At 59.1% G+C, this 12,503-nt stretch carries 10 protein-coding genes and 1 pseudogene; 7 read left to right on the top strand and 4 right to left on the bottom strand.

Annotation, left to right across the window (positions count from 1 at the left end):
* Both H6G62_RS10280 and H6G62_RS10275 read right to left on the bottom strand, forming a co-directional pair.
* Positions 1-801 (bottom strand): aminotransferase class IV, encoded by an 801-nt coding sequence (locus tag H6G62_RS10280; RefSeq protein WP_190494741.1) that lies wholly within the window; start codon positions 799-801, stop codon positions 1-3.
* A 54-nt stretch (positions 802-855) separates the two neighbouring features.
* The gene (locus tag H6G62_RS10275; protein WP_190494739.1) at positions 856-1,062 is read right to left on the bottom strand and encodes a hypothetical protein; all 207 of its coding nucleotides are present in this window, start codon (positions 1,060-1,062) and stop codon (positions 856-858) included.
* A 170-nt stretch (positions 1,063-1,232) separates the two neighbouring features.
* On the opposite strand from H6G62_RS10275, the gene H6G62_RS10270 reads away from it, so the two are divergent.
* The 3 genes from H6G62_RS10270 (at position 1,233) to H6G62_RS10260 (ending at position 6,795) form a co-directional block, all read left to right on the top strand.
* Positions 1,233-2,852 carry a hypothetical protein gene (locus H6G62_RS10270; RefSeq protein ID WP_190494736.1) on the top strand — a complete coding sequence of 540 codons (1,620 nt, stop codon included), beginning with the start codon at positions 1,233-1,235 and terminating at the stop codon, positions 2,850-2,852.
* A 149-nt stretch (positions 2,853-3,001) separates the two neighbouring features.
* The gene (cimA, locus tag H6G62_RS10265) at positions 3,002-4,786 is read left to right on the top strand and encodes a citramalate synthase (protein WP_190494734.1); all 1,785 of its coding nucleotides are present in this window, start codon (positions 3,002-3,004) and stop codon (positions 4,784-4,786) included.
* A 227-nt stretch (positions 4,787-5,013) separates the two neighbouring features.
* Positions 5,014-6,795, top strand: coding sequence for a solute carrier family 26 protein (locus H6G62_RS10260; RefSeq protein ID WP_190494732.1), 1,782 nt, complete (start codon positions 5,014-5,016; stop codon positions 6,793-6,795).
* A gap of 199 nt (positions 6,796-6,994) precedes the next feature.
* On the opposite strand, the gene argJ is transcribed toward H6G62_RS10260, so the two are convergent.
* Together argJ and H6G62_RS10250 are read right to left on the bottom strand one after the other, a co-directional pair.
* Complete coding sequence (gene argJ, locus H6G62_RS10255) at positions 6,995-8,236, bottom strand: bifunctional ornithine acetyltransferase/N-acetylglutamate synthase (RefSeq protein WP_190494730.1); 1,242 nt, start codon at positions 8,234-8,236, stop codon at positions 6,995-6,997.
* 83 nt (positions 8,237-8,319) lie between these two features.
* Positions 8,320-9,978 carry a hypothetical protein gene (locus H6G62_RS10250; RefSeq protein WP_190494728.1) on the bottom strand — a complete coding sequence of 553 codons (1,659 nt, stop codon included), beginning with the start codon at positions 9,976-9,978 and terminating at the stop codon, positions 8,320-8,322.
* A 367-nt stretch (positions 9,979-10,345) separates the two neighbouring features.
* Between H6G62_RS10250 and H6G62_RS10245 the strand changes: the two genes are divergently transcribed.
* The 4 genes and pseudogenes from H6G62_RS10245 to H6G62_RS27810 all read left to right on the top strand — a co-directional run.
* Positions 10,346-10,702, top strand: coding sequence for an iron-sulfur cluster assembly accessory protein (locus tag H6G62_RS10245; RefSeq protein ID WP_190494726.1), 357 nt, complete (start codon positions 10,346-10,348; stop codon positions 10,700-10,702).
* A gap of 14 nt (positions 10,703-10,716) precedes the next feature.
* Complete coding sequence (locus H6G62_RS10240) at positions 10,717-11,133, top strand: hypothetical protein (protein ID WP_190494724.1); 417 nt, start codon at positions 10,717-10,719, stop codon at positions 11,131-11,133.
* Between the two features lie 361 nt (positions 11,134-11,494).
* Positions 11,495-12,286 (top strand): hypothetical protein, encoded by a 792-nt coding sequence (locus tag H6G62_RS10235; RefSeq protein ID WP_190494722.1) that lies wholly within the window; start codon positions 11,495-11,497, stop codon positions 12,284-12,286.
* A gap of 107 nt (positions 12,287-12,393) precedes the next feature.
* Positions 12,394-12,503, top strand: a pseudogene (locus tag H6G62_RS27810) (IS630 family transposase); the annotation flags it as partial.

Genomic DNA, 12,503 nt, shown 5'->3' with positions numbered 1-12,503 from the left:
CTAGGGTGCTTCAAAGGCCGCCCGCAACCCCCGCAGACTCCCAATTTGAGGGTTAAAGAATAGTCTACTGTGATTGGCTAGAACCGTGTGAATGGGAACCACCTGCACAGCGGAGTTGGAATAGGCCAGAGCCTCAAACCGTTGCACAACCTCCGGTACCCAGGGATCTTGACACACAGAGATGCCCTGATTCTGTAGGTGCTCACACAGGTGCAGTCGTGCCATCCCCGGCAGTAGGCCATTCTCTAGGGGCGGCGTCCACCATTGCCCGTTGGCCCAGCCCCAGAGGTTGCCCGTACTGGTTTCCAGCCAATGCCCAGCCGAGTCAATCAAAATGGCTTCCCGTGCCCCTTGGCGTTGGGCCTGCTGTAGCGCCAGCCAGCCACCCAGGTAGTTCCCGGTTTTATACCCAGGCAGGGCACGCCGATAGAGATCCCCCGCTGCCAGCCAAGCGGTAATGCCTTGGGCCTGCATTACCGCTAAGTCTGAGGGTAAGGAGCGACCTGTCAGCAGTTCTCGGCCATCGGGCAGACAGGTAATTCGTACAATGGGGAAGGATTGTTGCAGCCAGTCGCCCCCCCGGCGTACCCGATCCCAGTCTGGCTCTGGCCATTGGAACGCCGCCAAACCGTGGCGCAACCGATGCAGGTGATCCTCCCAACGGGTGAGGGGGTGGTCTAGATTGTTGCGGTAGACCCGCAACGTGGTAAACACCGTGGCCCCATAGAGCAAGGCGGGTTCATGAACGGCTAGGGTCAGCTCCGTACCTTTGACGGGTTGACCATCGAACCAGTAGGCCATGGGTGACGCCTAAGCTCCAACGAACGCGACGCTGAGGGACGTTCGCCCCCCCGACTACTTCACCACCGCTGTAACGATAGTGGTAATGGTTGCCGTGGCCAAGAGCCCAAAAGCCAGATTAACCACCCACTGAGACGCCTGTTGATAGGCGGCAAAGCGAATTTTGAGTTCCTTGGTTTCTTCGGTCAGTTGTTGAATGGCCTCACTGTTGCGTTCTACCAGGGCTTCAATGCGGTCTAGGCGGTCTGAGCTAGTCGTCATGGCCGTGAGTCTCTCAATATCCTCTATTATCGCCTACATCAATCGGCGATTCCTCATTCTGGGTGTGGCGAAATGTCATCCTGGGAGGTCAACCTTTATGATTGTTCCGTTGACCATGGACGGCGGTGCCCCCGCTAACCGTTGGCGGAATGTGAGGATGCAGGATTACGATGACCCAGTCTCCCTTTGAATCGTGGCAAACATCGGATAACAGCGCTGAGGGATCGGCCCCAGCGACCCCATCGCCGGATGGGATGGAATCACTCAGTGCCCATTCAACGGTAGACCATCCGGCCACCGCCGCTGCCCTAGCCCTGGCTCCGCCCCGCCCGCCCGCCCCGCCAGAATTTCCCCGACCGAGGTGGCAACGGCGATTGCGCCAGGGGATAGGAATCTTAGTCCTAGGTGGTCTTGGCTATGGGTTGTGGGCTTGGCTCATCCGTCCGCCCCTGCGGCCCTACGTTCTTGATATTTCGACTACCGCCAGTCAGTATGCGGTCACCGAACAGCAAACGCCGCTGCTGAACTGGCAGATTAGCCACCCAAACCAGTTAGAAGCCATTACCGTGCGTACCCTCACCGAGGCAGGGGCTTTGGTGGGGGATCCCCTGGTTTACGACCTCTCCGGGGCTTCTCTGCCTGTGGAATTGCTGGCCTATTGTAGCCAAACCCATCGCCAACTTACCTGCCAAAATGTGCCCACCCAGGTGCGCGAGCCCGGACAATACCGCTTTGAAATCACCCTACGGCCCAGAGGGGTTCTCAATCTGCCCCCCGTGCAGGCCACCAGCAGCCTCGTCAGCATCACCGAGCGGCCCCTGCCCACCGCCCTAGAATTAGTCCCACAACAGGTGATCTACTCCGAAGCAGGCACCGCTGCCAGCCCCAATGCCCCCACCCTGCCCCCCCCGGTGACGGGTAGAGGCGTGGAATTGAGTTGGATTGTCACCCATCCAGCGGTGCTGCAAGACCTTCTGCTCGTGGTGCGCCAGCCCGGAGGCACCACCCTGGGCGGACGGCGGTTTTCCCTGCGAGACCCAGAAAATCCCACCCAAATTACCCTGCCCGAAGAACTGAAACCCTTCTGCCAGATCGGCCAACACCTGGTTTGCCAAGGGGTGCCCACGGGTATGACCCAGGTGGGCCAGTACCAGTTTGAACTCACCCCCATCCCTATCGGACTAGAGGACACCGAAGAACCCGCAACGAAGGTCAGCGAAGTGGTGGAAATCCAGCCCCGCCCCGTTGGCATTACGGCCTTTCGGATCAATGGTCGGGAGGCACAGCCCAAATATTTGGTGCCCGTAGAGCCCGGTCAGCCCATCCCCGGCTTTCAGTTGGACTGGCAGGTAGAGGGCGGGGCCACCACCCAGGTTGAACTATTACCTTCCCCCGGCAGTGTCGGCAAAGCAGGGAGTTTGCGTCTACCCCTGCCCCCCTCCGGCACCACCACTATCACTCTGCGGGTGAGCGACGGCCAAAATCCCCCCATCCTGCGGGCCGTCACCTTTGAAACCTTTAACCCCAACCCCAACCCGCCCATTGTCATCACCCCCGAAGGCCAACGCACCAGCCGCCCCAACCCAGCCACCAGCACCACCTCCCAGGGCCAAACTGCGCCCCCCAGTTCTCAGCGTCAAACCGCCCCCCCTGCCGCCCGCCCCCCAGCGGAGATACCGCCCAATCGCCCCAATGTTAGCCTGCCCTCATCCCCTGACCAGTCCCAGTCCCCGATGCTGCCGGACGATCTACGCAACCGCGCCCCCGAAGATCTCGATCTCCGGTTTTAGGAAAATCGGTGTTATGGAAATGGGTTTTAGGGAAGATCTACGTTTTATGACACCCCCGTGCCAAAACCGAAAGGGACTGGCCTAGGCTGGCTAAGCTGAGAATGGCAATGGTGGGCAGTGCTCATCCTACGGTGGCGGGGAAGAACGCAATGGTGCAACACGACAACGGGTTTCAAGGGAACGAGGTTCAACATCACGGTGGAATTGGTCAGGGGTTACAGGAACAGGCCGTCATTGCCATTTACGACACAACCCTGCGGGACGGTGCCCAGCGGGAAGGCTTGGCCCTGTCTACGGAGGACAAGCTACGCATTGCCCGCAAATTGGATGCCCTGGGGGTGTCGTTTATTGAGGGTGGCTGGCCGGGGGCAAACCCCAAGGATGGACAATTTTTCGCCCAGATTCAGGATAATCCCCTCACCCAGGCCCAGGTGACGGCCTTTTGTTCCACCCGCCGACCGGGGAAAGTGGCAGCAGAGGATGCCCTGCTTCAGCCCGTTTTGGCAGCGGGGACGACGTGGATCACGCTATTTGGGAAGTCCTGGGATTTGCATGTCACCGTGGGGCTAAACACCACCCTGGCCGAAAACCTGGCCATGATTGACGACACCATCCGCCACTTTCGCAGCCAGGGGCGACGGGTCATCTACGACGCCGAGCACTGGTTCGACGGCTACAAGGCCAACCCCGACTACGCCCTCCAAACCCTAGAATCTGCGGTTAACGCCGGAGCAGAATGGCTGGTGCTGTGCGACACCAACGGCGGCACCCTGCCTAGGGAGGTGGGCGAAATCACGGCAGCGGTGAAGGCTTGGCTCCAAGCTTTCCCAGCGCCTCGGCCCCAGGTGGGCATCCACACCCACAACGATGGCGGGGTGGCGGTGGCCAACGCCATGGCAGCGGTGGAGGCCGGAGCCACCATGGTACAGGGCACCATCAACGGCTATGGCGAACGCTGCGGCAACGCGGATTTGTGTACCCTGATCCCCAACCTTCAGATCAAGCTGGGCTACCCCTGCATTGCCCCAGCCCGGTTAGAAACCCTGGCGGAAACCAGCCGCTTTGTCAGCGAAGTGGTGAATCTCGCCCCCGACGACCATGCGCCCTACGTGGGGCGATCCGCCTTTGCCCACAAGGGTGGCATCCATGTGAGTGCCGTGGAAAAAGATCCCAAAACCTACGAACACATCGACCCGACCCAGGTGGGCAACCGCCGCCGCATTGTGGTGTCGGATCAGTCGGGTCTCAGCAACGTCCTCGTTAAGGCCCGCAGCTTTGGGCTCAACCTAGATCGCCAAGATCCCGCCTCTCGCCAACTGCTCACCCGCCTGAAAACCCTCGAACACGAGGGCTACCAATTTGAGGCCGCCGAGGCCAGCTTTGAACTGCTGATGCGGGAAGCCCTGGGGGATCGGCCCCACTTTTTCGACCTCAGGGGCTTCTACATCAACTGCCAGCTTCAGGGCAACGGGGCCGACCACAGCAGCCAAGCCATGGCCACGATTAAGGTCGCTGTCAATGGCCAGGACATCCTCACCGCCGCCGAAGGCAATGGCCCCGTCGCCGCCCTGGATGCGGCTCTGCGCAAGGCGTTGCTGAACTTCTACCCCGCCATTGCCCAGTTTCACCTATCGGACTATAAGGTTCGGATTATCGACAGCGGTGCAGGCACCGAGGCCAAAACCCGAGTGCTCGTAGAATCGAGCAACGGCCACCAGCGCTGGACAACCCTGGGTGTTTCTACAAACATCATCGAAGCCTCCTACCAGGCCGTCACCGAAGGGCTGGAGTATGGCCTGATGCTGGAGGCTCTGATGCTAGAGGCCGGACAGTGCGAACTTCCCCCGTCCTCTCTCCCAGATCGCGCCGCCGCCGCATCGACCTCATCGGACGCCAACTCGAGTCTCCCGTTGGTTACCGCCCGCCCCGCCTAAGGACTTGGCCGCAGGACTGCGGCTAATCACCCTGGGGCCACGGGCTACCCCGCAGACGATGGCCAAGATTCACTTGCCCCTGCGGGGTTTAGAATCGGCCTGCATGACTGGGCTAGCAACTTTCCCCGCCATCCCATGCCCCACTTTATATTCCTAGATAGTCAGATGGTCAATAAATCTTAAGATGGCCTATTCTAGAAATAAACCCGTCCTGATTCTATTGACCTATGGCCAAGTCTCCCACTCCAGCGGCCTCTGCCGTTCCGTCTTCCCCCTGGCTGAGACCCCTGCGTCGCTACCTGCCCATTGTGGATTGGGGATTGAACTATCAGTCCACCGACCTGGTAGGCGATGCGATGGCTGGGGCGATTGTGGCGATTATGCTAATCCCCCAGGGGATGGCCTACGCCATGCTGGCTGGGTTGCCGCCCCAGGTGGGGCTATATGCCAGCATTTTGCCGCTGATGCTCTATGCCGCTCTGGGCACCAGTCGGGCCTTGGCGGTGGGGCCAGTGGCCATGGTGTCGTTGCTGGTGGCGACCAGTGTGGGGCAGGTGGCAGAGGCGGGCAGTGCAGACTACCTCGCAGCGGCCTTGGCTTTGGCCCTCATGATTGGCATTATCCAGGTGGTGATGGGGGTCGTTCGGCTGGGCTTTCTGGTCAACTTCCTCAGCCACGCGGTGATTGTAGGCTTTACCAACGCTGCTGCCCTGGTAATTGGAGCCAGCCAGTTTAAGCACCTGCTAGGGGTTAAGATTCCCTCCTCCGAAAGTTTTTTTGCAACCCTGTCCCACTTGGTGCAGGCCATCCCAGAAACCAACGGCGTCACCCTGGGCCTGGGCCTAGGCAGTATGGCAGTGCTCCTGTTTTTTGGGAAACGTCTGCCCAAACTGCTCCAGGACTGGGGGGTTCCACCCCTGTGGGCCACGCCGATCAGCCGGGGTGGCCCACTGTTGGTGGTTTTAGCCACGATTTTACTGGTGGCGCTACTAGGGTTGGATAGCCGATCTGGAGTAGCTATCGTGGGGGAAATTCCTAGCGGATTGCCGCCCCTGACTCGGCCTCCCTTAGATATCTCGCTGTGGCAGCGGCTGATGCCCATGGCTCTGACCATCAGCTTTGTGGGTTTTATGGAGAGCATTGCCGTGGCTAAATCCCTGGCCAGTAAGCGACGGCAGCGCATTGATGCCAACCAGGAACTCATTGGCCTGGGGGCCGCTAACCTAGGAGCCGCCTTTACCGGGGGCTATCCCGTTACCGGGGGCTTCAGCCGATCCTTCGTGAACTTCACGGCGGGGGCCAATACAGGGCTGGCTTCAATCATCACCGCGTTGCTGATTGCCCTGGTCGTCCTCTTTTTCACGCCCTTGTTCTACTATCTGCCCCAAGCGGCCCTAGCCGCAGTCATCCTAGTGGCAGTCCTGAACTTGCTGGATTTCGACAGTCTGAAACATCTCTGGCGGGCGGATCGGGCTGATGCCTGGGTGTTGATCATCACCTTCATGGCGGTGCTGATCGTGGGAATCGAAGCCGGGATTGTCGTCGGCTTCATCACCTCTGTGGTGTTTTACCTGGGGCGCACCAGTCGGCCCCACATTGCCGAAGTGGGCCGTGTAGGCAATACAGAACATTTCCGCAACATCAAACGCCACGAGGTCCAGACCTATACCAACGTCCTCGCTATCCGTATCGACGAAAGTCTCTACTTTGCTAATACCAAATACCTAGAAGATTACCTGCTGTACGCGGTGGCCGATCACCCCAGTGCCGATTCCCTCCTGCTCATTTGCAGTGCCATCAACCACATTGACGGTAGCGCCCTCGAAACCCTCGAAAACCTGATCGAAGGACTGCGGGAAGCCGGAGTGACGGTGTATTTAAGCGACGTGAAGGGGCCAGTGATGGATCAACTCCTAAAGGCGGGCTTCGTTGACCATTTGGGCGGTTCGGAACGGGTTTTCCTCAGCACCCACCAAGCCATGGAAGCCCTCGGCAAAGTAACCGCCTAGTGGTCAGCGATAGAGTCACCACATAGAGCAGTCCTAGGCCATTCGTAAGAACTAAGGATCAGCCTTATCAAGGGTTACGCCCCTGCAATCGCTCACAAATCATGGAGGACTGCTATCGCAGCCAGATGGCATGACGCTTGAGCGTTTGATCTTGGAGTCAAGCCCTGCCGATGGCCCATTCACCGTCCAAGCCCTGTGCTTAGGTGGTGTATTCGGCGTTGATTTTCACGTAGTCGTAGCTGAGGTCGCAGCCCCAGGCTTGGCCAAACCCAGGGCCATCGCCGATGGACACCTGGATGGCCACGGTGTCGGTTTTCAGGTACTCGCCTTGGCTGGCCTGGGTGAGGTAGGCACTGGCAGCAGATCGGTCGAAGACGAGGGGTTGGCCATGTTCCATGAGTAGGAAGTCGCCCAGTTGCACCCGCAGATCGGCTTGGTCAAAGGTGACCCCGGCCCGTCCGGCGGCGGCGGCGATGCGGCCCCAGTTGGGATCGTGACCAAAGATGGCGGATTTCACTAGGGAGGATCCGGCAATGGTGCGGGCCACTTGGTTCGCGGCGGCTTGGTTGACGGCCCCGGAGACGGTGACTTCGATTAAACAGGTGGCCCCTTCGCCATCGCGGGCAATGGATTTAGCCAGGTATTGGCACACGGCGGTGAGCATGGCCTCAAGCTGCTCGGCCTCTGGGCCTTCGTCGGTGATGGCGGGGGTGCGCGATTCGCCATTGGCCAGGGCAATCAGGGAATCGTTGGTGCTGGTGTCGCCATCGACGGTGATTTGGTTAAAGCTACGGTCGGCGGCGCGGCGCAGCATATCCTGCCACAGGGTGGGGGAAACTGTGGCATCGCAGGTGACGAAGGACAGCATGGTGGCCATGTTGGGATGGATCATGCCCGACCCCTTGGCAATGCCGCCGATGCGCACCGGGCGGTCGTGGAGGAGGGTTTCCATGGCAATGGTTTTGGGCACCAGGTCGGTGGTGATGATGGCGGACGCAGCGGCATCGGAACCTGTGGGGGAAAGGGCTTGCACCAGGGGGGGAATGCCCGCCTTAAGCTGATCCATTTTGATCCGCTGGCCAATCACCCCGGTGGAGGCAATCAGTACGGCATCGGCGGAAATATTCAGGGCGGCGGCTAGGGCTTCGGCACTGTCTACGGTATCCACCCAGCCCTGGTTGCCCGTACAGGCGTTGGCCTGTCCGGCGTTGACTAAAACGGCGCGACTGCTGGATCGGGCCTCTAGGCGCTGGCGGCAATAGTCTACACAGGCGGCGCGAACGTGGCTGGTGGTGAATACCCCCGCCGCAATGGCGTCACATTCGGAATAAATCAGGGCCAAATCCGGCGCACCGGAGGGCTTCAGCCCCGCCGTAATGCCCGATGCCTGGAAGCCCTTAGGAGCCGTGACGCCGCCCTCAATCATCTGCCACTCCGCCATTGCCGTTTTCCCTTATGGATGGTGTGTTGCAGGGGATTATACCAAGCCCCCCGGCCTTGGGATGCTTGCTCAACGCCGATTTCTCACTCCCATTCAGCGGCATATTGCAACAGCAAGGGCGGCAGGTTGAGGTCGGCGGGGGCGCGGTGGCGGGCCTCAAACACGCCCACGATGTCCTTAATGCTGGGGTTGCCCTTGGCCTGCCCGGTAATGCCGCTGGTGATGACGACGGCGCAGCAGCCTTGGCTGGCTTTTTGCCACTGTTCCCACCGGGCCAAATGCTGTTGATCAGGGCCAGGGCCATCGTCGTATTCGGCAAAGAGATGCAGTTCCCCATCCCCCGTTTGCAGCAGCCCCAGTTCAAAGCTAGTGCCATTGAAGGGATCACGGCCCGGATTAAAGCAGATGGCCTTGACGCCCTGGGCCTGCCTGAGATTTTGGATCAGGGTTTTGGCCTTGGGGCGGGAGGTTTGGATAATCACCGCTGGCAGAGTGGCCTGGTTGGGCAGGGGGCGGTCGGGGTTATCCACATAGGCCACCACGGGATCACGTTTCACCAAATCGAGCCAGGAACGCTGGATTTGGGTGAGTAAAATGATCGACCCCTCCGGCACATAGTCGTCGCGCAGGGTTGGGAAGGTGAGCACCTCGTCGTCATCGCCGATGGCATTCTCGGTTTGCTCTAGCAGTTCTTCCGTCACCTCCGGCAGGGTTTTGACGGTCACCTTTAGGGCCGGAGCATGGCTTTTTTCCGGGTTTGGAATCCGATAGCTGCCTTGCAGGGCCGGGTAGGGGGGCTTTTCTAGGCGCGACCGATGTTTGGTCAAAAACCGTTGGAGCGCCTCCATAGCCACCAGAAAAATGGCCCCTTCCTCATCCGCGAGTTGACTGCGTAGACCTTCCAAGGGGTGAATGCTGCCAAAAATGGGATCCACGGCATCGGGGGCGGCATTGGCCCAGCCCAGGGCCGCAAAGGGGCCACCCGAGGGGGAATCCTCTAGCAGTTCAAAGTTCACAAATAGGCAGTCTTGCTCTAGGAACGCCTCCTGCATCTGCTTGGGCGACTGTTGCCCCATCAGCACCCGATCCCGAAACTGCTTGAGGGAATCCAGGGTGCGATACATCAGCAGGCCATACTCCACCCCACCCATGCCCAACACCGACACATAAAGGGTTTCAATGTCCCAGGCGTTTAGTTCAATGGCGATTACCTGCTGCTCGTTGAGGCTGTGCCAGGGGCCAAGTTCCCAAATCTCCATGGCCTGGTCGATCATGGCGTTGCCGTAGCGGTCGGGCAGTTCCGCCTCCTCCATGCGACTAGCCTGCTGAAGGGCGTTGAATAGCTCGTCAATCAGCGGTAGTTCTGGGGCATAGTCCACTTCAATATCGAGCCCTTGGATAGCCCCCCGCAGGTAAAACTGGATCTCGCGATCCCGCACCACAATTTTCTTGGGGCGAGCCGGGGGCAGGGAACTCTGGGGCGATTCGATGGCCTGGATCAGCGTTCGCACAATGGGCGCATAGCCACTGCTGGAGGAGACCATGGTAATGCCGCGCACCGTACCCTGACCACTATCCACCCAAAGAATGCAGTCGCTATGATCGCCCTGGTCGGTTCGGCTCCAGGGGTTCGAGTCCTCCTCTACTAAGCCATTCACGGGCCGCCGATCGCCCTCCCACACACTGGCCACTCGGGGTAATTGCTTCAGGCGGTCGATGGTCGTTTGGGGCAATCGAGTCATGGACTAAGGTGCTCAGGGTGGAGAATTTAGGATAACAGCCTAGCGAGATTCCCCCGCAATGGGGCGCAATTCGGCGAACATAGGCAGCGGGATATAGGCGAAAGGCAACCATCGGCATAGAGGAGTTTAATGATACCCCCCCCATTGGTAGGCCCATAGCCCCACGATCCACGAAAGCCTCAGAGTAAACTATAGAAAGTTCCGGGGGAAATCGCGAAGGTTGCCCCTTAAAAGTGTTAGATTTCAAAACATTATTTGCCCGCCCTAGGGTCATCATTAACCGTTAGAATGGTGAATCGCTAAGCCTATAGCGGCCACCTTCTGCCAAGTCTGCGTCCAAAGTTCCTAGTCGATTTTTAAGGTTGTCATGGCACAGGTCACCGAACAAACTCGAGGCATTCTGCTCTCCGAAACGGCGCTGAAGCACGTCAAGGCGCTCCAACAGCAGCAGGGGGAAAAAGCTCTTTGTTTGCGGGTTGGGGTGCGCCAGGGCGGTTGCTCCGGCATGTCCTACACCATGGACTTTGAAGACTCCAGCAACATCAACGAACACGACGAAGTCTACGACTACGACGGCTTCCAGGTCGTCTGCGACAAAAAGAGTCTGCTCTATCTCTATGGGATGATGCTCGACTACAGCGACGCCCTGATTGGCGGTGGCTTCCAGTTCACCAACCCCAACGCCAGCCAAACCTGCGGCTGCGGCAAATCCTTTGGGGCCTAATCTCCACCGAACCCATGACCCAAACCGTTGAATCCCTGTTCGATGCGGCCATTGAGCGCTACAAAGCGGGGGAAGCACCCGCCGATTTAATTCCTGTTTTCAAAGACATTTGCGACCGTGCCCCCAAAAGCGCGGCGGCCTGGGCCTGTTTGTCCTGGCTCTATCTGCTCACCGACAAGCCCAATTCCGCCCTCAAAGCCGCCCAGAAATCCGTCAAGCTCAGCCCCCAGGATCCCCAAAGCCGCGTCAATCTGGCCGTAGCCATGCTCGATGCGGGCAAACCGGGCGTGCGCCAACACGTTGAAATTGCCGGACAGGTGATGACCGTGGCGGAAGAACTCCGTACTGAAGTGCTGCAAAACATCGAAGATGGCCTCAGCCGCAAACCGGGCTGGGCCAGCTTAGAGCGGGTTAAGGGTTGGCTGACCTAGGATTGGCTAGCATCTGAGACGTAGGATCTAAGATAATGGCGAGTGCGCTCTGGGCCAACAACTCTGGGGCGCACTTTAGCTTTGGCAGCTTGTCTTAGCCATGGGCCTTAGGAATGGCTAATTTTCGCTAGATTGTGCGGATGGCTAGGGAAATTAATGTAGAAATATTGTTATTTACCTGGGAGCACGAGCTCTACCCTAGCCTAGGGGTATTCTCAGTGGCATCCCCTCCAGCCTCGATTGGCGCTTCACGTCCTGGGATATTCCAAGGGTTAGGGGCGCTCTGAAGTCGCTCTCATCAGCGATATCGGATTCGGGATCTACCCCCTCACTTCTCGGCTAACCGCCGGATACGGCATCCATGGCGTTTCAACGATACCCCCTCCCAACCGTCCAAAAAGTGAGTCAGTTGATTCGTGAGACGCTGGTATTGCCTGTGGCAGAGGGCCAGACCAAGGAATCTGCGCCGGAGGATGACGAAAGTATTCCAGGATCCTTAGATGCCCTGGGCGATCTGTTTCGGGTGGGGGATGACCTGGAGGAGAACCTACCTGCCCCCAACACCGAAGGCCGCTGGTTTGTGAGCACCCTGGATCCTTCGGAGGTTTTGGGGAAACTGCCCGGTCTGTGGTTAGCCCCTGGGATACGATTGGTCACCTATCTGCGCCAAGACAAAGAGGGCGGTATGGGCACCACCGTCGCCCTGCCCGGTTTGTTGAGCACCACGGAACGCCTAGAGGAGGCCATTGAATCGGCATCGAAGGATCAGTCCCCTAACCCCATGGGTGCCCTCCCTAACCTGATGGGCGGCATCGAGGGGGATGGATCCCTAGCCTCCTTCCTCTCCGCCTCAATTTTTATCCGCGAGATCCGTGAGTTTGGCCGCTTTGGCCGCTATGCCCGCTGGACTCACCATCGCTTCATAGCTGCCGTTCCCCCTAAGCTCCCTTGGCAATGGCGCACCAAAATGCCGGAGGACTTTTCCCCCAAGGTGGTGCTGCGGCCCGATGCTGAAGTCATCGTCGAGTTTTACACTTGCCGGGTGCAAAAGCCCATTGCTCTGTTTCGCCATGTGGATCGCTATCCCCCCAATAGCTACGCCGCCACCAATCAGGATCAGGTGATTGCCGTGGTGGGTGCCCCTGGATCCTAAATACTCCCTATGGCCCACCCCGGCGTCATTCGCCATGCCTGAGGTCTATTGCAGCCCGGAGACTGATTAGGACAGAATAGGGATGTTGTTTCCGCCCCTGAACCCCGATGCCTGCCCCCTACAGTGTGGATTTAAGAGTAAAGGCCGTTGCCGCAGTTGACCGAGGTGAGCGCAAGAGCCACGTCGCTCGTGTCTTGCAGATCAGTCGCAATACGTT

It is taken from the genome of Phormidium sp. FACHB-1136 (assembly GCF_014697375.1).
Taxonomy (GTDB): Bacteria; Cyanobacteriota; Cyanobacteriia; order Phormidesmidales; family Phormidesmidaceae; genus Nodosilinea.
Note: the sequence above shows the minus strand (reverse complement) of the source record. Positions and strands in the feature narration are given on the sequence as shown.

Coding starts and splice junctions, on each gene's coding strand:
- H6G62_RS10280 (WP_190494741.1), bottom strand. CDS start 801: ATGGCCTACTGGTTCGATGGTCAACCCGTCAAAGGTACGGAGCTGACC.
- H6G62_RS10275 (WP_190494739.1), bottom strand. CDS start 1,062: ATGACGACTAGCTCAGACCGCCTAGACCGCATTGAAGCCCTGGTAGAA.
- H6G62_RS10270 (WP_190494736.1), top strand. CDS start 1,233: ATGACCCAGTCTCCCTTTGAATCGTGGCAAACATCGGATAACAGCGCT.
- cimA (WP_190494734.1), top strand. CDS start 3,002: ATGGTGCAACACGACAACGGGTTTCAAGGGAACGAGGTTCAACATCAC.
- H6G62_RS10260 (WP_190494732.1), top strand. CDS start 5,014: ATGGCCAAGTCTCCCACTCCAGCGGCCTCTGCCGTTCCGTCTTCCCCC.
- argJ (WP_190494730.1), bottom strand. CDS start 8,236: ATGGCGGAGTGGCAGATGATTGAGGGCGGCGTCACGGCTCCTAAGGGC.
- H6G62_RS10250 (WP_190494728.1), bottom strand. CDS start 9,978: ATGACTCGATTGCCCCAAACGACCATCGACCGCCTGAAGCAATTACCC.
- H6G62_RS10245 (WP_190494726.1), top strand. CDS start 10,346: ATGGCACAGGTCACCGAACAAACTCGAGGCATTCTGCTCTCCGAAACG.
- H6G62_RS10240 (WP_190494724.1), top strand. CDS start 10,717: ATGACCCAAACCGTTGAATCCCTGTTCGATGCGGCCATTGAGCGCTAC.
- H6G62_RS10235 (WP_190494722.1), top strand. CDS start 11,495: ATGGCGTTTCAACGATACCCCCTCCCAACCGTCCAAAAAGTGAGTCAG.